At 70.3% G+C, this 19,819-nt stretch carries 23 protein-coding genes and 1 pseudogene; 16 read left to right on the top strand and 8 right to left on the bottom strand.

Going from position 1 to position 19,819, the window contains the following annotated elements; all coding sequences use genetic code 11:
• Positions 1–16: 16 nt before the first annotated feature.
• The 10 genes from sufD to AC1VWI_RS13370 all read left to right on the top strand — a co-directional run bounded on the left by sufD (position 17) and on the right by AC1VWI_RS13370 (position 7,504).
• Positions 17–1,192 carry a Fe-S cluster assembly protein SufD gene (gene sufD / locus AC1VWI_RS13415; RefSeq protein WP_499511220.1) on the top strand — a complete coding sequence of 392 codons (1,176 nt, stop codon included), beginning with the start codon at positions 17–19 and terminating at the stop codon, positions 1,190–1,192.
• A complete protein-coding gene (locus tag AC1VWI_RS13410) occupies positions 1,189–1,518 on the top strand; it encodes a non-heme iron oxygenase ferredoxin subunit (protein ID WP_499511219.1) in 330 nt (109 codons plus the stop codon). The genes sufD and AC1VWI_RS13410 overlap by 4 nt, the downstream gene beginning before the upstream one ends.
• Positions 1,519–1,525: 7 nt before the next feature.
• Positions 1,526–2,290: a Fe-S cluster assembly ATPase SufC gene (gene sufC, locus AC1VWI_RS13405; protein WP_499511218.1), complete on the top strand. Its 765-nt coding sequence runs from the start codon at positions 1,526–1,528 to the stop codon at positions 2,288–2,290.
• Positions 2,287–3,546 (top strand): cysteine desulfurase, encoded by a 1,260-nt coding sequence (locus AC1VWI_RS13400; RefSeq protein ID WP_499511217.1) that lies wholly within the window; start codon positions 2,287–2,289, stop codon positions 3,544–3,546. Before sufC ends, AC1VWI_RS13400 begins: the two co-directional genes overlap by 4 nt.
• 19 nt (positions 3,547–3,565) lie before the next feature.
• On the top strand, positions 3,566–4,030 hold the full coding sequence (sufU, locus tag AC1VWI_RS13395; RefSeq protein WP_326576995.1) for a Fe-S cluster assembly sulfur transfer protein SufU: 465 nt from the start codon (positions 3,566–3,568) through the stop codon (positions 4,028–4,030).
• Positions 4,027–4,368, top strand: a complete 342-nt coding sequence (locus AC1VWI_RS13390) for a metal-sulfur cluster assembly factor (protein WP_018560667.1) — start codon at positions 4,027–4,029, stop codon at positions 4,366–4,368. The genes sufU and AC1VWI_RS13390 overlap by 4 nt, the downstream gene beginning before the upstream one ends.
• Positions 4,369–4,473: 105 nt before the next feature.
• Positions 4,474–5,262 carry a hypothetical protein gene (locus AC1VWI_RS13385; RefSeq protein WP_499511216.1) on the top strand — a complete coding sequence of 263 codons (789 nt, stop codon included), beginning with the start codon at positions 4,474–4,476 and terminating at the stop codon, positions 5,260–5,262.
• 50 nt (positions 5,263–5,312) lie between these two features.
• Entirely contained in the window at positions 5,313–5,633 is a 321-nt protein-coding gene (locus AC1VWI_RS13380; RefSeq protein WP_499511215.1) for a DMT family transporter, read from the top strand.
• Entirely contained in the window at positions 5,633–6,187 is a 555-nt protein-coding gene (locus tag AC1VWI_RS13375) for a TetR/AcrR family transcriptional regulator (protein WP_499511214.1), read from the top strand. The genes AC1VWI_RS13380 and AC1VWI_RS13375 overlap by 1 nt, the downstream gene beginning before the upstream one ends.
• 105 nt (positions 6,188–6,292) lie before the next feature.
• The gene (locus tag AC1VWI_RS13370) at positions 6,293–7,504 is read left to right on the top strand and encodes an MFS transporter (protein WP_499511213.1); all 1,212 of its coding nucleotides are present in this window, start codon (positions 6,293–6,295) and stop codon (positions 7,502–7,504) included.
• Here AC1VWI_RS13370 and AC1VWI_RS13365 read toward each other — a convergent pair.
• Positions 7,482–8,369, bottom strand: a complete 888-nt coding sequence (locus AC1VWI_RS13365; protein WP_499511212.1) for a winged helix-turn-helix transcriptional regulator — start codon at positions 8,367–8,369, stop codon at positions 7,482–7,484. The genes AC1VWI_RS13370 and AC1VWI_RS13365 overlap by 23 nt on opposite strands.
• A gap of 68 nt (positions 8,370–8,437) precedes the next feature.
• On the opposite strand from AC1VWI_RS13365, the gene AC1VWI_RS13360 reads away from it, so the two are divergent.
• On the top strand, positions 8,438–9,730 hold the full coding sequence (locus tag AC1VWI_RS13360) for an MFS transporter (protein WP_499511211.1): 1,293 nt from the start codon (positions 8,438–8,440) through the stop codon (positions 9,728–9,730).
• 10 nt (positions 9,731–9,740) lie between these two features.
• Positions 9,741–10,733, top strand: a complete 993-nt coding sequence (gene dapD / locus AC1VWI_RS13355; RefSeq protein ID WP_499511210.1) for a 2,3,4,5-tetrahydropyridine-2,6-dicarboxylate N-succinyltransferase — start codon at positions 9,741–9,743, stop codon at positions 10,731–10,733.
• 235 nt (positions 10,734–10,968) lie between these two features.
• Here the strand turns inward: dapD and AC1VWI_RS13350 are convergent, their stop codons facing one another.
• The gene (locus tag AC1VWI_RS13350) at positions 10,969–11,181 is read right to left on the bottom strand and encodes a hypothetical protein (RefSeq protein ID WP_499511209.1); all 213 of its coding nucleotides are present in this window, start codon (positions 11,179–11,181) and stop codon (positions 10,969–10,971) included.
• Between the two features lie 660 nt (positions 11,182–11,841).
• Here AC1VWI_RS13350 and AC1VWI_RS13345 point away from each other — a divergent pair.
• The 3 genes from AC1VWI_RS13345 to AC1VWI_RS13335 all read left to right on the top strand — a co-directional run bounded on the left by AC1VWI_RS13345 (position 11,842) and on the right by AC1VWI_RS13335 (position 13,759).
• Positions 11,842–12,198 (top strand): hypothetical protein, encoded by a 357-nt coding sequence (locus tag AC1VWI_RS13345; protein WP_499511208.1) that lies wholly within the window; start codon positions 11,842–11,844, stop codon positions 12,196–12,198.
• A 37-nt stretch (positions 12,199–12,235) separates the two neighbouring features.
• Positions 12,236–13,332 (top strand): IS630 family transposase gene (locus AC1VWI_RS13340; protein ID WP_499511207.1). Its coding sequence is split into 2 segments (ribosomal slippage): positions 12,236–12,725 and positions 12,725–13,332, totalling 1,098 coding nucleotides; the frame shifts between segments, so codons are not numbered across the junction.
• Positions 13,333–13,396: 64 nt separating this feature from the next.
• Entirely contained in the window at positions 13,397–13,759 is a 363-nt protein-coding gene (locus AC1VWI_RS13335; RefSeq protein ID WP_499511206.1) for a hypothetical protein, read from the top strand.
• A gap of 76 nt (positions 13,760–13,835) precedes the next feature.
• Here the strand turns inward: AC1VWI_RS13335 and AC1VWI_RS13330 are convergent, their stop codons facing one another.
• The 5 genes and pseudogenes from AC1VWI_RS13330 to AC1VWI_RS13310 form a co-directional block, all read right to left on the bottom strand.
• The gene (locus AC1VWI_RS13330; protein ID WP_499511205.1) at positions 13,836–14,255 is read right to left on the bottom strand and encodes a hypothetical protein; all 420 of its coding nucleotides are present in this window, start codon (positions 14,253–14,255) and stop codon (positions 13,836–13,838) included.
• Positions 14,256–14,723: 468 nt separating this feature from the next.
• A complete protein-coding gene (locus AC1VWI_RS13325; protein WP_499511204.1) occupies positions 14,724–15,287 on the bottom strand; it encodes a hypothetical protein in 564 nt (187 codons plus the stop codon).
• Positions 15,288–15,547: 260 nt separating this feature from the next.
• The gene (locus tag AC1VWI_RS13320; RefSeq protein WP_499511203.1) at positions 15,548–16,210 is read right to left on the bottom strand and encodes a Type 1 glutamine amidotransferase-like domain-containing protein; all 663 of its coding nucleotides are present in this window, start codon (positions 16,208–16,210) and stop codon (positions 15,548–15,550) included.
• Between the two features lie 151 nt (positions 16,211–16,361).
• A pseudogene (locus AC1VWI_RS13315) lies at positions 16,362–16,538 on the bottom strand (NUDIX hydrolase); the annotation flags it as partial.
• Positions 16,539–16,932: 394 nt separating this feature from the next.
• Positions 16,933–17,403 (bottom strand): GNAT family N-acetyltransferase, encoded by a 471-nt coding sequence (locus AC1VWI_RS13310; RefSeq protein WP_499511202.1) that lies wholly within the window; start codon positions 17,401–17,403, stop codon positions 16,933–16,935.
• A gap of 238 nt (positions 17,404–17,641) precedes the next feature.
• Between AC1VWI_RS13310 and AC1VWI_RS13305 the strand changes: the two genes are divergently transcribed.
• Positions 17,642–18,400, top strand: coding sequence for a hypothetical protein (locus AC1VWI_RS13305; RefSeq protein WP_499511201.1), 759 nt, complete (start codon positions 17,642–17,644; stop codon positions 18,398–18,400).
• Positions 18,401–18,592: 192 nt separating this feature from the next.
• Here AC1VWI_RS13305 and AC1VWI_RS13300 read toward each other — a convergent pair whose 3' ends face one another.
• A complete protein-coding gene (locus AC1VWI_RS13300) occupies positions 18,593–19,768 on the bottom strand; it encodes an aromatic ring-hydroxylating oxygenase subunit alpha (protein WP_499511200.1) in 1,176 nt (391 codons plus the stop codon).
• Positions 19,769–19,819 lie beyond the last annotated feature (51 nt).

The following is a 19,819-nucleotide window of genomic DNA, read 5'->3' as shown; positions in this document are numbered from 1 at the left end:
AGGCAGTAAGACAGCCATGGCTGAAACCATCCCGGCCGCCGGTGCCACCACCGAAGGCGCCATCCAGGTCGGCCAGCCCCGGGACGCCCGGGTCAGCGCGCCCGCGTCCTACGACGTGGCCGACTTCCCCGTGCCGAACGGCCGCGAGGAGGAGTGGCGCTTCACCCCGCTGGAGCGGCTGCGCGGTCTGCACGACGGCACCGCCGTCGCGACCGGTGGCGGCGTCAAGGTCGAGGTGAACGCCCCCGCGGGCGTCACCGTCGAGACCGTCGGCCGGGACGACGCCCGGGTCGGCAAGGCGGGCAAGCCGGTGGACCGGGTCGCCGCCCAGGCCTACAGCTCCTTCGAGAAGGCCTCGGTCATCTCCGTCCCCAAGGACGCGGTGCTCACCGAGCCGGTGCGGATCTCGGTGCACGGCCAGGGCGGGGTCGCCTTCGGCCACCAGGTCGTCGAGGTCGGTGCCTTCGCCGAGGCGGTCGTGGTCATCGACCACACCGGTGACGCCGTCGTCGCGGCCAACGTCGAGTACCTGATCGGTGACGGCGCCAAGCTGACCGTCGTGTCGATCCAGGACTGGGACGACACCGCCGTGCACGCGGCCCAGCACACCGCGCTGGTCGGCCGCGACGCGACCTTCAAGTCCGTCGTGGTCACCTTCGGCGGCGACGTCGTGCGGCTGCATCCGCGGGTCGTCTACGGCGCCCCGGGCGGCGAGGCCGAGCTCTACGGCCTGTACTTCACCGACGAGGGCCAGCACCAGGAGCACCGCCTCTTCATCGACCACGACACCCCGCACTGCCGGTCCAACGTGGCCTACAAGGGCGCGCTGCAGGGCCGGGACGCGCACGCGGTGTGGATCGGCGACGTGCTCATCCGCGCCGAGGCCGAGGGCACCGACACCTACGAGCTCAACCGCAACCTGGTGCTCACCGACGGCGCCCGGGTCGACTCGGTGCCGAACCTGGAGATCGAGACCGGCGAGATCGTCGGCGCCGGTCACGCCTCGGCGACCGGCCGCTTCGAGGACGAGCAGCTGTTCTACCTGATGGCCCGCGGCATCCCGGCCGACGAGGCCCGCCGGCTGGTCGTCCGCGGCTTCTTCGCCGAGCTGATCCAGCAGATCGGCGTCGCCGACCTGCAGGAGCGCCTGCTGGAGAAGATCGACGCGGAACTGGAGGCGTCCGTCGTATGACCGCCGCCGAAGGTTTCGTCCGCGCCTGCGCGCTGAGCGAGCTCGAGGAGGACACGCCCCGGCGTGTCGAGCTCGGCGGCGTGCCGGTGTCGGTCGTGCTCACCGAGGGCGAGGTGTTCGCGATCTACGACATCTGCTCGCACGCGAACGTCTCGCTGTCCGAGGGTGAGGTGGAGGACTGCCAGATCGAGTGCTGGCTGCACGGCTCCTCCTTCGACCTGCGGACCGGCAAGCCGTCCGGGCTGCCCGCGACGCGGCCCGTCCCCGTATACCCCGTTCAGATCCAAGGGGACGATGTGCTCGTCTCCGTCACCCAGGAGTCCTGAGACACCCATGGCAACGCTTGAGATCCACGACCTGCACGTCTCCGTCGAGGCCGAGGGCGGTCCGCGGGAGATCCTCCGCGGTGTCGACCTGACCGTGAAGCAGGGCGAGACCCACGCCATCATGGGCCCGAACGGCTCCGGCAAGTCGACCCTGGCCTACTCGCTCGCCGGGCACCCGAAGTACACCATCACCGGTGGCACCGTGACCCTGGACGGCGAGGACGTGCTGGCCATGTCCGTCGACGAGCGGGCCCGGGCGGGCGTCTTCCTGGCCATGCAGTACCCGGTCGAGGTCCCCGGCGTCTCCGTCTCCAACTTCCTGCGCACCTCGGCCACCGCCATCCGCGGCGAGGCCCCGAAGCTGCGCACCTGGGTGAAGGAGGTCAAGGAGGCCATGGAGCGCCTGCACATGGACCCCTCCTTCGCCGAGCGCAACGTCAACGAGGGCTTCTCCGGCGGTGAGAAGAAGCGTCACGAGATCCTCCAGCTCGAACTGCTCAAGCCCAAGATCGCGATCCTCGACGAGACCGACTCCGGCCTGGACGTCGACGCGCTGCGCATCGTCTCCGAGGGCGTCAACCGGGTGCGCGAGAGCGGTGAGGTCGGCACCCTGCTGATCACCCACTACACGCGCATCCTGCGCTACATCAAGCCCGACCAGGTCCACGTCTTCGCCGCGGGCCGGATCGCCGAGTCCGGCGGCCCGGAGCTGGCGGACAAGCTGGAGGCCGAGGGCTACGAGGCCTATGTGAAGGGAGGCGCGTCCGCATGACATTGCAGCTGCCGGGCCTGCTGGACACCGAGGCGATCCGCAAGGACTTCCCGGTGCTGGACCGGCTGGTCCACGACGGGAAGAAGCTCGTCTACCTGGACAACGCGGCGACCTCGCAGAAGCCGCGCCAGGTCATCGACGCCCTCAGCGAGTACTACGAGCGCTACAACGCCAACGTCCACCGCGGTGTGCACACGCTCGCCGAGGAGGCCACGGCGCTGTACGAGGGCGCCCGTGACAAGGTCGCCGCGTTCGTCAACGCCCCGAGCCGCGACGAGGTGATATTCACCAAGAACGCCTCGGAGTCGCTGAACCTGGTCGCCAACATGCTGGGCTGGGCCGACGAGCCCTACCGCGTGGACAGCGACACCGAGATCGTCATCACGGAGATGGAGCACCACTCCAACATCGTCCCGTGGCAGCTGCTCTCGCAGCGCACCGGCGCGAAGCTGAAGTGGTTCGGCCTGACCGACGACGGCCGGCTCGACCTGAGCGACATCGAGCAGGTCATCACCGAGAAGACGAAGATCGTCTCCTTCACGCTCGTCTCCAACATCCTGGGCACGGTCAACCCGGTCGAGGCCATCGTGCGCCGCGCCCAGGAGGTCGGCGCCCTGGTGCTGATCGACGCCTCGCAGGCCGCGCCGCACATGGTGCTGGACGTGCAGGCGCTGCAGGCCGACTTCGTGGCCTTCACCGGCCACAAGATGCTCGGCCCGACCGGCATCGGCGTGCTGTGGGGCCGCCAGGAGCTGCTGGAGGACCTCCCGCCGTTCCTGGGCGGCGGCGAGATGATCGAGACCGTCTCGATGCACGAGTCGACGTACGCGCCCGCGCCGCACAAGTTCGAGGCGGGTACGCCCCCGATCGCCCAGGCCGTCGGCCTCGGCGCGGCGGTGGACTACCTGAGCGCCATCGGCATGGACAAGATCGCCGCGCATGAGCACGCGATCACCGAGTACGCGCTGAAGCGGCTGAAGGAGGTGCCCGAGCTGAAGATCATCGGCCCGGACACCCCCGAGGGCCGGGGCTCCGCGATCTCCTTCACCCTGGGCGACATCCACCCGCACGACGTGGGCCAGGTCCTGGACGAGCAGGGCATCGCCGTGCGCGTCGGCCACCACTGCGCGCGGCCGGTCTGCCTGCGGTACGGAATTCCCGCGACCACACGAGCGTCGTTCTATCTGTACTCCACTCCGGCCGAGGTCGACGCCTTGGTCGAGGGCCTGGAGCACGTACGGAACTTCTTCGGCTGAGGGACGGACGGCGAAGCCTGTGAAGCTGGATTCGATGTACCAGGAAGTCATCCTGGACCACTACAAGAACCCGCACGGCCGCGGCCTGCGCGACGGTGACGTCGAGGTGCACCACGTCAACCCGACGTGCGGCGACGAGATCACGCTGCGCGTCAAGCTCGACGGCACGTCCATCCGGGACATCAGCTACGAGGGCCAGGGCTGTTCCATCAGCCAGGCCAGTGCCTCCGTGCTCAACGAACTGCTCGTCGGCCGCCAGGTCGACGAGGCCGTGAAGGTCCAGGAGGTCTTCCTGGAGCTGATGCAGTCCAAGGGCAAGCTGGAGCCCGACGACGCGATGGAGGACGTGCTGGAGGACGCGGTCGCGTTCGCGGGCGTCTCGAAGTACCCGGCGCGCGTCAAGTGCGCGCTGCTGAGCTGGATGGCGTGGAAGGACGCCACCGCCCAGGCACTGGGCGATGGCGCGGTCAGGGAGTCCGCATGAGCGAGAACGCAGAAGTGACGACGACGAAGCCGGCGAGCGAGGAGGAGATCCGTGAGGCCCTCTACGACGTCGTCGACCCCGAACTGGGCATCGACGTCGTCAACCTCGGCCTGATCTACGGCATCCACATCGACGACAGCAACGTCGCGACCCTCGACATGACGCTCACGTCGGCGGCCTGCCCGCTGACCGACGTCATCGAGGACCAGGCGAAGTCCGCCACCGACGGCATCGTCAACGACCTGAAGATCAACTGGGTCTGGATGCCGCCGTGGGGCCCGGACAAGATCACCGACGAGGGCCGCGACCAGCTGCGCGCGCTCGGCTTCAACGTCTGACCCGCACGGGACCACGACCGCGGGACGCCGCTCCGGGCAGGAGCGGCGTCCCGCGGTCGTATTTTCGTTTGCGCGGGTTCCCCCGGGTCGGCGAGTCTTCCGCGCATGAGCAGTCATTTCGCCGCCATCGGACTCGGCGTGACCGACCAGGACTCCTTCCGTTCACTCGTCGTCGGGCTCCTCGAACGCGCGGACACGCAGCAGGTCGAGGGTGAGCTGAGGCGGCACGTGTGGACGGGCGCCGGTGGCGCCCGGGTCGTCATCGAGACGCAGGGGCGCTCGATCGCCCAGGTGCTGCCCTGCCTGGCGCCCGCCGGGGAGCCCGTGCCGGTGGCCCGCGTGGCGCTGGTGGACGAGGAGACCGCCCGGCTCGAACTGCTGGACCGGCCCGGCGGGACGATGCTGTGCCCGCTCGCGGTGGAGCTGGAGGACCGCGCCGTGCTGCGCTCCCGGGGCGGTACGGCCCCCGAGGGCGAACTGCGCCTCGCCGCGCTCGCGGAGCGGCTCACCCTCCACACCGGGGGCAGGCAGGCGTACGACGCCGCACAGGAGGAGGGCGAGATCGGTTTCGCGCCCGACTACCTCATTCCCTTCGGCCTGTTCGCGCCGGAGGGAGCGGGCGAGGACTGGGTGCCCTCGGCGCACGCGGCGTTCGCCGGGGAGGTCCTGCTCGCCGAGGTCCACGAAGGCGAGGCCGGGGGCGGCCGCTTCCACCGGCTGCGGGTGCGCACCATCGGCGGCCACGAGGTCGATGTCGCCGTGGCCGGCGAGGAGTTGACCGACGCCCCGGCCCTGGGCCACTGGGTGGACGGGGAGTTCTTCCTGACGGGTTCGCTGGGCCTGGCGCCGGCGCCGGACACCGCCCGGAAGCGGTGGTGGCCGCGCCGGTCCTGAGGGGCCCGCCATGCGTACAGGCGTACACATCGATGTGTACGCTTGTACGCATGGCATACGCATTGCTGGGCGGGGCGATCCTCGCCGAAGTGCTCGGTACGACGTCCATGAAGTACAGCGACGGCTTCACCAAGCTGTGGCCCTCCCTCGGCACCACCGCCGGCTACCTGATCGCCTTCGCGCTGCTCGCGCAGACGCTCAAGTCGATGTCGGTGGGCACCGCCTACGCGATATGGGCCGGAGTCGGCACGGCCGCGATCGCCGCCATCGGCGTGGTCTTCCTCGGCGAGGCGGCCACCGCCGCCAAGCTGACGGGGATCGCCCTGGTCATCGCCGGGGTGGTCGTCCTCAACCTCGGCGGCGCCCACTGATGGCCCGCCGGTACGACCCGGAACGGCGGCAGCGCATCATCGACGCCGCGATCCGCGTCGTCGGCGAGCGCGGCATCGCCGGGCTGAGCCACCGGGCCGTCGCCGCGGCGGCCGACGTCCCGCTCGGCTCGACCACGTACCACTTCGCCACCCTCGACGACCTGCTGGTGGCCGCGCTGCGGCAGTGCAACGAGGCCTTCTTCCGGGAGGTCGGGGAGCGTACCCTGCTCGGCTCGCCAGGCGCCGACCTCGCCGCGGAACTGGCCCGGTTCGTCGAGGAGACGGTCTCCCGGGACCGTCCGCGTGCGCAACTGGAGTACGAGCTCTACCTCGCCGCGCTCCGCCACGATGCCGTACGCCCGGTCGCCGCGGAGTGGGTGGACCACATGGCCGCGCTCCTCACCCGGTGGACCGACCCGGTCACCGCCCGCGCGCTGGCCGCCCTCACCGACGGGATGTGCCTGCAGGCACTGCTGACCGGCCGCGACATCGACCGGGAGGAGGCCCGCGAGGTCTTCGCCCGGATCATCGGCACATGTGACCGGATTCGCTGACCTATACCGGCCGCGACCTGATCCGGCATCCTCACGCGCCGCATTCACGCCTTCACGTGATCGATTCTTGTAGAGCGTCGATCGGAGGGCAGTATGAAACAGGCGATGAAGGACATACCGAGGGTGGTGTGGCTCCTGGCCAGCGGCATGTTCTTCGTGGCGGCGGTGAGCTTCACCTTCGTCTACCTCTTCGTCTACCTGACCGGACCGCGTGGGCTCAGCACCTCCCAGGCAGGACTCATCGCCGGTGTGGGCGGCGTCGGCATGGTCGCCGGCAACTTCACCGGCGGCTGGTTCGGCGACCGCTTCGGGCACCGCCGCACCCTGATCACCGGCATGGTCGTGTCCGGTCTCGGCCTGGCGGCCCTGCCGCTGACGCCGACCGCCGCCCTCGCGGTGGTCTTTCCGGTCGCCCAGTACGCCACCGGCATCACCCGGGCCTCCAACTCGGCGCTCATCGCCTTCTCCGTGCCCGAGGGCTCCCGCCGTCAGGGCTTCGCCCTGCTGCGCTTCATGGCGAACCTCGGCGTCACCGTCGGCCCGCCGCTCGGTGCGCTGATCGCCACGACGATCTCGTACGACTGGCTGTTCGTGGCCGACGGCCTCGGCATGCTCTTCTTCGGTGTCTACGCGCATTTCATCCTGCCGGCGAACGGCAACCACCGGCCCAAGGGCGAGGCCTCGCCCGACGCGCCCGGCCTGTGGACCGCGCTGCGCGCCAGGCCCGCCGTCCTGGTGCTGCTCGCCGCGATCCTGGTCGCCGACACCATCTACCGCCAGCAGTACTCCACCCTGCCCGTGTACCTGAAGGACCACGGCATCGGCACGGGCGTCTACGGCGCCCTCATCGCCATCAACGGCGCCCTGGTGATCCTCCTCGAACTCCCGGTCACCATCGCCCTGCGCCGGCGAGCCCCGCTGCCGATCATCGGCCTCGGCGTGATCCTGGTCGGGCTCGGCTTCGCCGCGCTGACCACCGGCGGCTGGTACGTCGCGGCGGCCGTCGCGATGATGATCCTGCTGACCGTGGGCGACATCCTCTACAAGTCGCCGTCCACCGCCTACGTCGCCGACAACGCCCCCGACCACCTGCAGGGCCGCTTCCAGAGCATGTACGCCGGCGCGTCCATCAGCGGCGTGGTGCTGGCCGCCCCGCTCGGCGGCGTGCTCTACGAGCACGCGCCGGGCGCGCTGTGGCCGTTGTGCGCGGTGCTCGGCGTCGTCGCCGGCGCGGCCGTGCTCGGCGCCCAGCGGCTGCCGGGCGTACGGGACGCGGCCGCCGAACCGGACACGGTCAAGGCCGCGACGCAGTCCTGACCGCCTCGAGGGCCTCCACCACGCCCGCCGTGATGTCCGTGACCGGGTAGAACACCCGCCGGACCACCCGGTCCGCGCCGACCACCAGCGTCAGCCGCTTCAGCCGCACCGCGCCGCCCGCGCGGAAGGTCGGCAGCCGCAGCGCCGCGGACAGGGTCAGCTCCGCGTCCGACAGCAGCGGGAAGCGCAACCGCTCCCGCTCGGCGAACTCCGCCTGCTCGTCCGGGCGCTGGGCGCTCACCCCGTGCACGGCCGCCCCCGCCGCGGTGAACTCCGCCTGCCGGTCCCGGTAGGTGCAGGACTCCAGCGTGCAACCCGCCGCACCCGGGATGTCGCCCCAGCCCGGGGGGTAGGACGTGGGCCGCGCGTAGGCGCCGGGGAAGCAGTAGAGGACCGTGAACGGGCGGTCCGCGGCCACCGGGTCGCGGAGTTCGCCGTCCGGGCCCGCGGGGAGCAGCAGCGCGGGCACGCGGGTCCCCGTCAGCGCGTGCACGCGCTCCGCCTCCCGTGAGCCGTCCGGTGCGGTGCCGGTGGTCGTTCCGTCGCCCAGCACCCACTGGTCGCCCCAGTCCTGGAGGGCGATCAGCACCGGCAGCAGCGCCCGGCCGCGCGGGGTGAGCCGGTAGGCGTGGCGCACGGGGCGGTCCTGGTACGGCTCACGGGCCAGCACGTCCGCGTCGACCAGCAGGCGCAGCCGCTCGGCCAGCACCTTGCGGGACACGCCGAGTTCGCGCTGCAGGTCGTCGAAGCGGTCCACGCCGCGGGCGGTGTCCCGCACGATCAGCAGCGTCCACCAGTCGCCGACCACGTCGAGGGCCTGGGCGATGGAGCAATTCGCGTCACCGAGTTCTGTGCGGCGGGCCATGCCGCTATCCTGCCAGCCGGGAGTGAGTTTCCAAAAGGAACTCACTGGGCGGAGGAGGGGGTACGGGCATGCGCGAGGTGCCCAGGGTCGTCTGGTTGCTGGCCGCCGGGGTCTTCACGAACGCGGTCGTGAGCTTCACGTTCGTCTACCTCTTCGTCTGGCTGACCTCGGTACGGGGCCTGCCCGTCCCGGAGGCCGGGCTGATCGCCGGCACGGGCGGGGTGGGCCTGGTCGCCGGCAACTTCACCGGCGGCTGGTTCGGCGACCACCTCGGGCACCGCCGCGTCCTGCTCGCCGGGTCCGCCGCCTCCGGCGCCGGACTCGTCCTGCTGCCCGCCCTGCCGACCGCCGCGCTGCTGCCCGTCCTGCTGCTCGCGCAGTACGCGGCCGGCACCGTGCGGGCCGCCAACTCCGCGCTCGTCGCCGTCTCCGTCCCCGAGGGCGCGCGCCGCCAGGGCTTCGCCGTGCTGCGCTTCGCCTCCAACGCGGGCTTCACCGTGGGGCCGCCGCTCGGCGCGCTCCTGGCCGCCCGCACCTCGTACACCTGGCTCTTCGTCGCCGACGGCCTCGGCACCCTGCTCTTCGCCGGCTACGCCGCCCGCGCGCTGCCCGCCCAGGGCGCCCGCCGGGCCCGTGCCGTCCGCGCCGCCGGCGCCGACGGGTTGTGGGCGGCACTGCGCGCCCGGCCCGCCGTCATGGTGCTGCTGGTGACGGTCCTGGTCACCGACACCGTCTACCGGCAGCAGTACTCCACCCTGCCCGTCTGGCTCGCCGACCACGGCATCGGCACCGCCGCGTACGGCCTGCTGATCGCCGTCAACGGAGGCGTCATCCTCTGCCTGGAGATCCCGGCCACCGTCGCCCTGCGCCGCCGCCCGCCGCTGCCGATCATCGGCACCGGGCTCGTCCTCGTCGGCGCCGGCTACGCCGCCCTGGCCGGCGGCCCGTACATCGCCGCCGCGGTCACGATGATGCTGCTCCTCACGGCGGGGGAGATCCTCTACAAGACCACCGCCACCGCCTACGTGGCCGACAACGCCCCCGACCACCTGCAGGGCCGCTTCCAGTCCCTGTACGCCGGGGCCTCCGTCAGCGGCACCGTCCTCGCCCCGCCCCTCGGCGGCGCCCTGTACGACGCCGCGCCCGGCGCGCTGTGGCCGGTCTGCGCGGTGCTGGCCGCGCTCAGCGGGGCGGTGCTGCTGGCGGCCGCCGCACGGTGGCGGCGCGGCTCCGGGACCGTCGACGCGGGTGCGCGGGACGCCGGATCCGCCGGGACCGCCGGGACCGCCGGAGCCGAGGCGGGTGGGCGCCGGCGTTCCGGATTTCGGGCCGGTTGGGCAAGTGCGGGACGCAACGACTAGCGTTCGACACATGACTGAAACGACCGCCACCTCTCGCGCCACCGGTGCCGTTGCCGCAGGCCTCGCCACGATCGCCGCCGACGGCACCGTCCTCGACACCTGGTTCCCCGCGCCCGAGCTCGTGGCGGCGCCCGGCCCCGCCGGCACCGAACGGCTCTCCGCCGAGCAGGCCGCCGAGCTGCTGGGAGACGCCGCCCCCAAGGCCCTGGGGCCGGACCCGCGCCGCGGCGTCGAGGTCGTCGCCGTACGCACCGTCATCGCCTCGACCGACGACAAGCCGCTCGACGCGCACGACGCCTACCTGCGGCTGCACCTGCTGAGCCACCGTCTGGTGAAGCCCAACGGCCAGAACCTGGACGGCATCTTCGGCCTCCTGGCCAACGTCGCCTGGACCTCCATCGGGCCCGTCCCCGTCGGCGACATCGAGCGCGCCCGCCTCGCCGCCCGCGCCGAGGGGCTGCACCTGTCGGTCTACGGCGTGGACAAGTTCCCGCGCATGACGGACTACGTCGTCCCCGCCGGCGTCCGCATCGCCGACGCCGACCGGGTCCGCCTCGGCGCGCACCTCGCGTCCGGCACCACGGTGATGCACGAGGGCTTCTGCAACTTCAACGCCGGCACGCTGGGCACCTCCATGGTCGAGGGGCGCATCAGCCAGGGCGTCATCGTCGGCGACGGCTCCGACATCGGCGGCGGCGCCTCGATCATGGGCACCCTCTCCGGCGGCGGCAAGGCCGTCGTCTCCATCGGCGAGCGCTGCCTCCTCGGCGCCGAGGCCGGCATCGGCATCTCCCTGGGCGACGACTGCGTCGTCGAGGCCGGCCTGTACGTCACGGCGGGCACCCGGGTCTCCCTCCCCGACGAGACCATCGTCAAGGCCAAGGAGCTCTCCGGCGCCAACAACCTCCTCTTCCGCCGCAACTCCATCACCGGCGCGGTCGAGGTCCTCCAGCGCACGGGCTCGTGGGGCGGGCTGAACGAGATCCTGCACAGCCACAACTGACCGCCGGCGGCCGTGACCTGCGGCTGCCTTGTCGACCAACGTCCCGAACTACTGCTGAGCTGTCGGCAGTTGTCGACGCTGGTCATCGCTGAGCGCCCTTCCACGGGAGTTCGAGCCGGCGCCGCCTGGCGCCACCACCGTGTGGTCGGGACGAGCGTGCGGGTCCCTGCGACCCTCCCGGCTGCGCTCGCGGGCGAGCGCCCCGCAGCGCGTGGCTGCGGGGCGCCTAGGGTGGCTAGTCGATCTTCTGCCCGTCGTATGTGCCGCCCTTGCAGGTCCATGTCCCCCAATCGACTGTTCCGCCGCCCTTCTCGCACTCACCCACGGTGGGGGAGGCGTCGGTGGGGGCGGCGTGGGTGGCGGCGGTGGCGGTGGCGGCGCCTGTGAGGCCGAGTCCGGCGAGGGCTGCCGTGCCGATGATGGCGACGAGCATTCGTCGAATGCGCATGTGGTTCCCCTTTCACGCATTGCCTCGGTTGGGACACTAGTCAGCCTGATCTTCACCCATGTGGGTGGCACGTCGTGTTGGGCCATTCGGGTGACGGCGCCGCCGGGCGCGGGGCCGTTGACGCGACTCGTCGGACAGGCCCTGGCGGGCGGCGCTGCGCGCGGCCACCTCGCGGTCCCGTCCTTGGGAGATCGCCGGTCCACGGGCGGCAAAGGGATGAACCGAACAAGTTCAGTCGAGGACTCACGGGGAGGAGTCCGGGCTGCCTGCGAAGTGGCGGCCCGGCCCGGGCTACCGCCCGCGCCCGGCCCATGGCGTCCTCCCGGCCGCTGTACCTGCGTGCGTGGATGCGCCGGCTTGAGGAGACCGGGCGTGCGCCCTCCTGCCGGCGGTCCCTCTTCGCCGACGTGTCGGCGGTCTTCACGACCGCCCTTCCACGGCCCCAGGACGGCCCGGGAGGGCGCTCGTGTGTTGAGGGACATCTGGCCGTGTAAGCCTGGTGGTCAGGGTCGTCGAGGGTGCGCAGATCAAGCGGGAAGCGGCACGCGCGGAGCTTGACGGCAAGCGACTCGGGCCTGCTGGGGGTTGCTCACCGATCCCTGATGTAGATCCTGAAGACAATGTGTCGTTGGCCCAGGCGATCAAAGGAAGGGCGAGTAGGTGCGCCATCTCACCCCAGCATTCGCGCTCGGAGCGCTGCGTCGAGGCAAGCAGATCGAACAGTTCCTCGGCGCCGTGGAGCGAGACGGCCGGCATGGCGTCCGCTGGATCGCGCTCAGCCCTGGCCGTGAGGGCATCGGCGTCTACTTGGAAGAGGTTGAAGACGTCCCTTCCGATGGCTTGCGTGACATCGCCGATCTTGCACCCCTTGACCCGGACGACGAGGCGTGGGGAAAGAAGATCACAACGGTGACGAGTCCGGAGGATGCCATCCGCTTGGCTGAGCAGGAGTTCGGCGCCATCGCTGACCGGTGGGTCAACTCGGTTTCATCAGCGACGAGTACTACGACTTCGTGACCTCCGGCCGTCCGGATCGCACGGGCTGACACGCGCCTTGCAAGTTCGAGCACGGCAATCCGTTGCCTGTCGAAGGTATGCGCAGGGCGGCGGGCTGACCGACGCCGAGAGGACCACGCGGGAGCGGTTACGGCTCCAGGCCGTGGAGCGTTTCGAGGGCGGGCAGAAGAACGCGGAGATTGCCGCTGCCCTGCGGATCAGCTTGCGGTCGGTCGAGCGGTGGCGCCGGGCCTGGCGCGAGGGCGGCGAGGCGGGAGTCCTGTCGAAGGGGTCGCCGGGAAGACCTCGACTCAGTGAAGCCCAGATCGCCAGGCTGGAGCAGGAGTTGGAGCGTGGTCCACTGGCTCACGGCTGGGCGGACCAGCGGTGGACGCTGGCACGGATCAAGACGCTGATCGGCCGGCTCTTCCAGGTCTCCTACACGGTCGAGGGCACCTGGCGGCTGCTGAAGCGCCACGGCTGGAGCTGGCAGCAGCCCACTCGACGGGCGATCGAGCGCGATGACGAGGCGGTCGAGGTGTGGAAGAAGGAGACCTGGCCGCGGGTAAGAGCACCGCGGCGGAGCGCAACGCCTGGGTCGTCTTCGAGGACGAGGCCGGGCAGTCGATGACTCCGCCGCGCGCCAGGACCTGGGGCCGGATCGGCCAGACCCCGGTCGTGAGGGTGAGGGGCCGGGGCTCGGGTCGCGTGTCGATGGCGGGGATGGCCTGCTACAAGCCGGGCCAGCGGTCCCGGCTGATCTACGCGATCCGCGAGTATCGGGGCCGCAAGGACGAGCCGAAGGGCTTTGGCTGGCGCGACTTCCGCGACCTGATCGTCCGCGCTCGCATCCAGCTCGGCGGACCGATCGTGCTGGTCTGGGACAACGTCCGCCTGCACCTGACGGCCGGCATGCGCGAGTTCATCGACGCGAACGCCGAGTGGCTCACCGTGTTCCAGCTGCCCACCTATGCCCCGGACCTCAACCCGACCGAGGGCGTCTGGTCGCTGGTCAAGCGGGACATCGGCAACCTCGCCGCGGCCGACCTCGGCCAGATCACCCGCACCGTGAAGCGCAAACTGAAGATGCTGCAGTACCGACCGGAGGCCATCGACGGCTGCCTCGCCGGCACCGACCTGGCCCTGGACCTGTGAGCGTGGGGTCGACCGACCCAAAGTTGGTCGAAGCCCAAAGCTGGTGGTCAGCTACGGTGGCGGCATGACTGACAGCCTGCCCGAGGACGTAGCCGACGTGCTTGACCTCGTCCTGAGCCCGGACGAGCCCGTTCACGTCGCCCTCCGACGACAGGTGCCCCAACTCAGGGTGCAATCCCGCTGTAAGTGCGGGTGCGGCACTGCCTACTTCGAACTCGACGCCGACGCGGTGGAGCCCGCTCCAACGGGCCTCGGCACCGTCGTGGCTGTCGACGTACAGCTGTTCACCGGAACCGGCGAGTGCCCTGGCGAGGTCCTGGTCTTCGCGCAAGGCGGCTACCTCTCATGGCTGGAGGTCCGCTCTTGGAGCGATGACGTCGAGGTGAATCTCGCCGCGGCGCGGCGCTGGCTACAGCCATCGTCCTGAACCCGAGCCGGTAACAGCCGGCGGTCTCGGACCCTGACGCCGTCACCACGAGTCGACCGACATCACGAGTTCAAGTTCAGTAGCGGGCTGACAGGGCTTCTTCGCCGTCGGGGTACGCAAGATCGATTCTTGTGATGTCCCGGAAGGAGAAGGCCACTCGGACCAGGCCCGCCGCCTGTGCAATCTTGTCGGGTAGGTCGGTGATCAAGATGGGGAGTGCGGGCGACTCCACTCGCGTGTAGTGGTCGTCGCACTCTTCGTCCCATTCGAAGCGATACGGCGCGGGTCCGGTGGGTCTGGCCTCGGCGAACCAGCCCGGGTAGTTCGCCCGAGCGGCCTTCGTCGCACTGTCGATCACCTGTACCTGGCTGTTGGCTGCCCATGGCACCTGCCCGAAGGCGGAGTAGATGAGGGCGACCTCGCCGGATGGGTCCACGGCCCACCAGTGGAAGGTCAAGCCCCAGCGGGGATGCACGAACGGATTAGGCGAAGCCATAGTGATCACATTATCGCCTCACCGCTCCACCTGAGCTTGGGAATCACCGCTCGTTGGTGCGCACGTGTAGTTGCGACCTGGGCAGATGGCCCACTGCTGCCCATGTAAGAGGGGCATGCGATGCCCGGCGTTGACCGTGGTTCGCCGCTCGATCTGGCACGCATCTGGCACGGCAGCAGTCAGACGAGACGCCAAGACCGGCACCACGGAGTCCAGTGGGCCGACGGGTCTCTCTTCGTGTCCGCCAGCGCGCTTGATGACTACTTACTGGTCCTGGACGACGTGCACATGGTCGCCGGGAGCGAGCATCAGGGGAGGTCCAGCTCGTAGATCGCATCTGGATCGGCCGCGGTGTGAAAACCACGACGGCAGCCCAAGCGGGTGCCCGTGTCTTTAATGCTCGTCACTTTCGGCGATTGTGATTTGCCACCGCCATTTGAATACCTGCTCAACTATTCCATGTCGGACTCAACCGCAGTCGCTGAGAAGTCCCTCGATGAAGGTCTTGCGAGATCGACGTCGAGATCCGGATGCGGGCATTTGGCTCAACTTGCCGACAGCTGCGGACATCCACTCGGGGTCGCCGAGACGACTTGCCATTTTCCGTTCGACGACCTGTCTCAAGAACTCGTCTACCAGCTTGATGTGATGGCGAGAATACTTTCGCGAGTGGTGATCGAAATTGGCGGTCCAGTCTATGTACGGGTGTCGCAACGTCGCGCCAACCCTGGACCCGCCGTTGCCCCCGTTTGGAAGTCCCGCCAGATCAGTTATGATCTTGGTCGCTCGCTCGAGGCCCTTTGAGCTTGCAAATTTTCCAGGCTGGGTCTGCAAACCGAAGTCCATAAGCCGCGACCAAGCGATGATCTGCTTCTCGATGCCATCAGACCAAAGGGCGATCCCTTCCGGCATGAACTTCAGATGCTCCCCTGCCGAATCCCCGATGACCCAATGGGCTCCGGCGAGTTCCAGCGGTCCCAATTCTCTATGCATGATCTCCGCAAACTGCCTCACGGCAGCCGTGGCGGCCATGTGACCATTGATTTTATTTTGCTCAACTCGATGCATGCGGGATGCTACCCCGGCGGCCGTCCATGGCCTCGCCCCTCGGAAGCTCATGGACGCGTCAGCCACTGCAGCACGGGCCCTAGAGCACCAGTTTGGAAGACTGAGGCTGCGGACCGGGCCTCACCTGGGCGGACGCTGACCTGCGGCAACGCGGCCTCGTCACCGCTGTTCCCCGTGGCTACCCGTGAGACGCTGCCCCTTCTGGCACGGCCACTGTCGGGTGGCTACGACCCGAATTTCGTCCATTGGCCTTCGGAGACCAGCTCGACGGAGCCGTCGACGACCTGGATGGCCGTCTGTTCGTCGATGGCGTAGGCCGGGATGCCGATGTCGGCGGCCCAGTGCTCCGCGTCGGCCAGGGTGTTCGTCGGGAAGGCGTCCAGGTGCGGGAAGATCGAGAAGTCGACGACTCCCAGAGTGCGGTCGTCCGGCGCGGACGGCCACTCGACGAAGTACGCTCCGATCCGGGGCGTCATCACCATGCTTCCGGCACTCACTCCCACCCAGACCGTGTCGGGCAGCGAAGGCAGCAGATCGGCCAGCCCGGACTCCCGCATCCAGTGGCACAGGTACGTCGCGTCGCCGCCGTCGACCAGGAGCACGTCGGCCTCCCGGACCCAGGGGACCCATCGCTCCGCGCCGATGGTGGGCAGTGCGGTGAGCTCGAGGACGCCGAGCGACGCCCAGCCGAGGCCGGTCAGGTGCTGCCACCGGGGCTCGGCGGCTACGAGGCCCCGCACCGATGCCGGACCGCACATCGGGTGACCCCATTGTGCTGTCGGGATGCAGAGGGCGTGGCACTCGGCGACCGGCTTGCCGAGAAGCTTTACGAGCGCCGTGTGGATGCTCGGGTTCGTGACGCCGCCTGACGTAAGCAGGAGCTTCAAGGTGCCTCCAAATTCGCGTGCAGAAGGTGGATGTAGTGGATGTACCTGAAGACCCGAGACCGTGCTGGAACTCCTCGCAGTTCGGGCGACCTCTTCAGAGGTCCTTCAGGTCGCCGGGGCTCTCGGCTCATCCTCCGGCTGCGATCGACGTTCATTGGACCGCGGCAAGGCGCTTGCCGTCGTGACTACGGACATGGGGGCCGGCACTGCCCAGGGCGTCCAGGAGCCGAACCGCGAAGACCTCGGACATGCGCGCCGAGACCTCCTCGGGCGTGAGCCAATCGACGGCTGTGGACTCGGCGGAGGTGCCTTCGGTGCCGGGGGAGGGCAGCAAAGTGCTGAGCGAGTAGCTCGGTCACCATGATCCGAGCTTCATCCTTCGCACGTACGCCCACCTGATGCCGAACAGCGAGGCGCGCACCCGGGCCGTGAACCGGCGGCGCCGCCCTTGGCCGACGTGACGAGCGCCCTCCCGCGGGAGGGCGCTCGTCACGTCGGGGAGCCCTGCCCCGTGTGCGTCAGATCGCCTCGCCCTAGGCGACCTTGGCGCCGGTCTTCCCCATCCGCTCCTCGTCGCCGCGGTCAGCCCCAGCGGGACGAAAGAAAGCTCGACGTCTGCGTCGGCGCCCGGCACCGCGGCGCACTGCATCCGCTCGGACTGCTCGACATCCCGTGGCAGCGCTTCGACGGGTGACCGTTGCGTCCACGCGCCCGCGCGGCGCTCAGCCGGGTGGGAGGGCGAGCCGCAGGACGATCTCGCCGTCGTCGATCTCGCCGGTCGGCTCGAAGCCGAACTTGCGGTAGAAGGGCCAGGGTTCGCCGTCGCCGGGTTCGTAGCTGGTCAGCAGCTCGGTGGCGCCGTCCGCGCGGACCAGGTCGGCGATCTGGGTGAGCACCTCCCGGCCGATGCCGTGCCCCTGGTGGTGCTTGTCGATGAGGAGGCGCCAGATGAAGTGCCGTCCTTGGTAGGGGCCGGTCGGCGGTTTCCACGACAGCATCACGAAGCCGACCGGCTCGTCGCCGCGGTACACGGCGCGGTACCAGGGGTTGGTGTCCGGCATCTTCGCCGCCTGCTTCAGCGACAGGGACACCGACGCGACGAACTGCTTCTGCTTGTGCCGGACGCGCAGGGCGCGGACGGCCTCGCGGTTGTCGTCGGTGATCTCCCGGAGGTGCACGCCTGGGGACGTCATGCCACACCCTTTCCCTGTGCGTACGCGTAGCCGAGGGCGCCGGGTCGTACGTCCTCGCAGCGTATGCGGCCCGCGGCGTCCGGAGCGGGACTGGCGCGCCGGGCGCGGCGTGCGGACCCGGGCGGCGCATCCGGGGCCTGCGGCCTTCGACCGGCTGTTAGGGTCCGGCCTTGCCGGTTCCCGCCACCGTACGCAGGCGGCGGGGGATCCATGAGTGATCGGACCGCGAAGGACAGCGATGGTCGAATTGGTACGGACCCTGGTCGAGGCACTCGTGCAAGGGCTGCCGGGACTGAGGGCGATCCGCGAGGAGAAGCGGCGCCGCAAACTCGGCGCGGAGCTGTTCATCCTCTACGTGCGGCTCAACGAGGCGATGCTGGAGGCGGAAGGCATCGTCGGGAACCTGGAGGGCTACGCGGAGCGAATGGGCCGGCACCTCGAGCACGGTGACGACGCGTACGCGCTCGGCGCGGGGGACTGGGTCGCCCGGGGTGTGCAGCGGCAGATCGTGAACCTCGCGCGGATCTCCGGCCTGATGGGTGACCACGGTGTGGCGCTGCAGATCATCGACCCCGAGGCCTACAACCGGCTCCAGCCGCTGCTCAGCGGCAAGTTCAACGCCCTGCAGGTGCTCCTCGCCATCATGCGCTCCGGGGCCCTGCCGCTCGCCCCGACGCAGGAGGACCTCGCGAGGGCGATGGACGCCGGTCATCCCGGCAGCAGGGAGGGGCAGCGCCGGATGATGGCCAACCTGGAGGAGTTCGCGCCCCGGTGGCGTGACACCGCGCTCGCCACGTCGTCCCCATGGGGACCGTCGACGTACGAATCCGTCGTCCGGTACCTGCGGGAGCGCGAGCCGCGCGAGCAGCTGTCCGAGATCCGCGCAGCCCTGGAGTCGCTGCGGACCGCCCTCGAGAAGCACTTCACGATCTCCGACGTCCTGCTGGAGGTCGGGGACGCGCGCATGGGGTCGCGGAGCGGCAGCTTCGTGGAGTGACCCGCCCGGGCGGCGGACTAGGCCGTGTCGTCAAAGGAGCGCCGGCCGCCCGGAGGGCGGGCCCAGCGGCGTCTGGTGCGGTGCATCGTAAGGCGGAGAGTCGTCCTCGTAGTGGGCTACTCGGACGATTCGACAACGCAGCGAGGTGCCGTGCCAGGCGCCGCTGGGCAGGCGGGACTTTGACGACACGGCCTAGGCGGGGTCGAGCGGTTCCCACGGGGGCGTGCCGCGGTAGGCGCGGCCGACCATCGTGACCCAGCGGTGGACCGCGTCCTCGTTGGGGGCGAAGGGGCCGGGGCGGAAGTGCGGGGAGGCCAGGCCGCGCTGCACCGACTCGCAGGCGGCCCAGTCCTGCCGGTTCGTGCGGTCCCAGAACTCCACGGCGTACGAGGCGTCGGCCACGCCCTCGGGTACGTACCAGGTGCAGGTGACCCGGGTGAGGTCCGGGGCTTCCGGGACGAGCAGATGGGTCATCACGTAGTCGGGGTGCAGGGAGAGCAGCAGGTTCGGGAAGAGGCCGAGGTACAGCACGCGGCGCCGGTCCGTGCCGTCGATGAAGGTCCCCCGGGACCGGCCGGTCAGGGACATCGTCTCCGCGCCGTCCCGCAGGTCCATCGCGCCGCCCACCCATGCGCCGGGCAGGTCGTAGTTGTCGCCGCTGGTCGGCGGGGACACGGCGCACAGCTCGGGGTGGATCAGCGGGCAGTGGTAGCACTCGTGGTAGTTCTCGGCGATCACCTTCCAGTTCGCGCGGACCGTGTACGCGTGCCGCTCGGCGGCCTTCAGTTCCGCGGGGGCGTACGGGTCGACCAGCGGGCCCATCCCGCCGAGGTGCTCGGCGAACGGGACCGCGTCGCCGGTCGCGTTGGCCATGACCCAGCCGTGCCATTCGACGGCGGGCAGTTCGGCCAGCCCGTGGTCCCGGCGCTCGAAGGAGGGCACGTCCTGGAAGCCGGGCGCCCTGCGCAACGCGCCGTCCAGGCCGTACGCCCAGGCGTGGTAGGGGCACGGGACGATCTCCCGGGTGCCCGTGCCGCCCTCGGGCAGGAGTTCGTGGGCGCGGTGCCGGCAGGTGTTGGCGAACGCGCGGACGGCGCCGCCGTCCCCGGAGCGCGTGAGCAGGACCGGGACGTCGCCCACGACCAGGGCGCGCTGCGTGACGGCGGTCCCGTCCGGCCTCGTGAACAGCTCGTCGACGCGGCCGAGGCAGCACCAGGTGCCGGCGAACAGGTGCCGCCGCTCCCAGTCGAGGACGGCGGCCGAGGTGTACGCCTCGCCGGGCAGCATCGTCGACGTTCCGAACGGCCGCAGCGCCCGGTCCAGTTCACCGGGCGGGACGGGGGCCTCGGGGAAGACGGGACGTGCCATCGCACACCTCCGGACGCGGCTACCTGGACGGGCGGGCATGGTATCCCGGCC

Source organism: Streptomyces sp. TOM-9 (assembly GCF_056858595.1).
Note: the sequence above shows the minus strand (reverse complement) of the source record. Positions and strands in the feature narration are given on the sequence as shown.

Excerpts from the sequence above, each read along its gene's own strand:
- AC1VWI_RS13410 (WP_499511219.1), top strand. The coding sequence starts at position 1,189 with ATGACCGCCGCCGAAGGTTTCGTCCGCGCCTGCGCGCTGAGCGAGCTC.
- AC1VWI_RS13375 (WP_499511214.1), top strand. The coding sequence starts at position 5,633 with ATGGCCCGCCGGTACGACCCGGAACGGCGGCAGCGCATCATCGACGCC.
- AC1VWI_RS13305 (WP_499511201.1), top strand. The coding sequence starts at position 17,642 with ATGGTCGAATTGGTACGGACCCTGGTCGAGGCACTCGTGCAAGGGCTG.
- AC1VWI_RS13380 (WP_499511215.1), top strand. The coding sequence starts at position 5,313 with ATGGCATACGCATTGCTGGGCGGGGCGATCCTCGCCGAAGTGCTCGGT.
- AC1VWI_RS13350 (WP_499511209.1), bottom strand. The coding sequence starts at position 11,181 with ATGCGCATTCGACGAATGCTCGTCGCCATCATCGGCACGGCAGCCCTC.
- AC1VWI_RS13385 (WP_499511216.1), top strand. The coding sequence starts at position 4,474 with ATGAGCAGTCATTTCGCCGCCATCGGACTCGGCGTGACCGACCAGGAC.
- sufD (WP_499511220.1), top strand. The coding sequence starts at position 17 with ATGGCTGAAACCATCCCGGCCGCCGGTGCCACCACCGAAGGCGCCATC.
- sufC (WP_499511218.1), top strand. The coding sequence starts at position 1,526 with ATGGCAACGCTTGAGATCCACGACCTGCACGTCTCCGTCGAGGCCGAG.
- AC1VWI_RS13310 (WP_499511202.1), bottom strand. The coding sequence starts at position 17,403 with ATGACGTCCCCAGGCGTGCACCTCCGGGAGATCACCGACGACAACCGC.
- AC1VWI_RS13325 (WP_499511204.1), bottom strand. The coding sequence starts at position 15,287 with ATGGCCGCCACGGCTGCCGTGAGGCAGTTTGCGGAGATCATGCATAGA.
- dapD (WP_499511210.1), top strand. The coding sequence starts at position 9,741 with ATGACTGAAACGACCGCCACCTCTCGCGCCACCGGTGCCGTTGCCGCA.
- AC1VWI_RS13370 (WP_499511213.1), top strand. The coding sequence starts at position 6,293 with ATGAAGGACATACCGAGGGTGGTGTGGCTCCTGGCCAGCGGCATGTTC.
- AC1VWI_RS13330 (WP_499511205.1), bottom strand. The coding sequence starts at position 14,255 with ATGGCTTCGCCTAATCCGTTCGTGCATCCCCGCTGGGGCTTGACCTTC.
- AC1VWI_RS13400 (WP_499511217.1), top strand. The coding sequence starts at position 2,287 with ATGACATTGCAGCTGCCGGGCCTGCTGGACACCGAGGCGATCCGCAAG.
- AC1VWI_RS13300 (WP_499511200.1), bottom strand. The coding sequence starts at position 19,768 with ATGGCACGTCCCGTCTTCCCCGAGGCCCCCGTCCCGCCCGGTGAACTG.
- AC1VWI_RS13335 (WP_499511206.1), top strand. The coding sequence starts at position 13,397 with ATGACTGACAGCCTGCCCGAGGACGTAGCCGACGTGCTTGACCTCGTC.
- AC1VWI_RS13360 (WP_499511211.1), top strand. The coding sequence starts at position 8,438 with ATGCGCGAGGTGCCCAGGGTCGTCTGGTTGCTGGCCGCCGGGGTCTTC.
- AC1VWI_RS13390 (WP_018560667.1), top strand. The coding sequence starts at position 4,027 with ATGAGCGAGAACGCAGAAGTGACGACGACGAAGCCGGCGAGCGAGGAG.
- AC1VWI_RS13365 (WP_499511212.1), bottom strand. The coding sequence starts at position 8,369 with ATGGCCCGCCGCACAGAACTCGGTGACGCGAATTGCTCCATCGCCCAG.